Origin of the sequence: Thiocystis violacea, from assembly GCF_016583575.1 — a bacterium.
Lineage (GTDB): Bacteria > Pseudomonadota > Gammaproteobacteria > Chromatiales > Chromatiaceae > Thiocystis > Thiocystis violacea.
In genome coordinates, this window is record NZ_NRRG01000167.1 from 1 (window position 1) to 695 (window position 695).

The 695-nt window shown below is 47.8% G+C and carries 1 protein-coding gene; it reads left to right on the forward strand.

Translation table 11 applies throughout. From position 1 onward, the window contains the following. Positions 1-150 precede the first annotated feature (150 nt). Positions 151-546: an IS200/IS605 family transposase gene (gene tnpA / locus CKO27_RS24010; protein ID WP_200377420.1), complete on the forward strand. Its 396-nt coding sequence runs from the start codon at positions 151-153 to the stop codon at positions 544-546. Positions 547-695 lie beyond the last annotated feature (149 nt).

Sequence of the window (695 nt, forward strand, 5' to 3'; positions counted from 1 at the left end):
CTCGCCCAACCGCCCTTCCGTGGACCGATTCGTCCCCGCCCGGGCGCTATTCGCGTCGCTGAAATGAATTCCGGCATCGCTATTTGCCAAGAGGACGTTGCCGCGTCATTCAGATCACGGATTCAGGAAATTTTTAGTATACTCTCATTTATGAGGTCTTACAGAAAAGCATCGCACACTGTTCATGACTTGAAAGTCCACCTGATTTGGATTGCGAAATACCGATACAAAGTATTGACGAAAGATATTGGTTTGCGTATTCGGGATCTGATTCGTCAAGTCTGCGACCAAAGCGATATTCAAATTATCAAAGGCCGAGTCAGTAAAGATCATGTCCACTTATACATATCCTATCCTCCAAAACTGTCGGTAAGCGATATTGTTCGATTGTGTAAGGGTCGATCATCAAGGAAAATACAAGAAGAATTTCCGCAGCTTGGAAAAATCTATTGGGGTAAACATTTCTGGGGGATTGGGTATGCCTCTTTTGGTTCGGGTCATGTGACGGATGAGATGATACAGGAGTATTTGGAAAATCATGCCTGAATCCGTGATCTGAATGACGCGGCAACGTCCTCTTGGCAAATAGCGATGCCGGAATTCATTTCAGCGACGCGAATAGCGCCCGGGCGGGGACGAATCGGTCCACGGAAGGGCGGTTGGGCGAGAAGCTGCGGGCGACAGACAAAAGGATA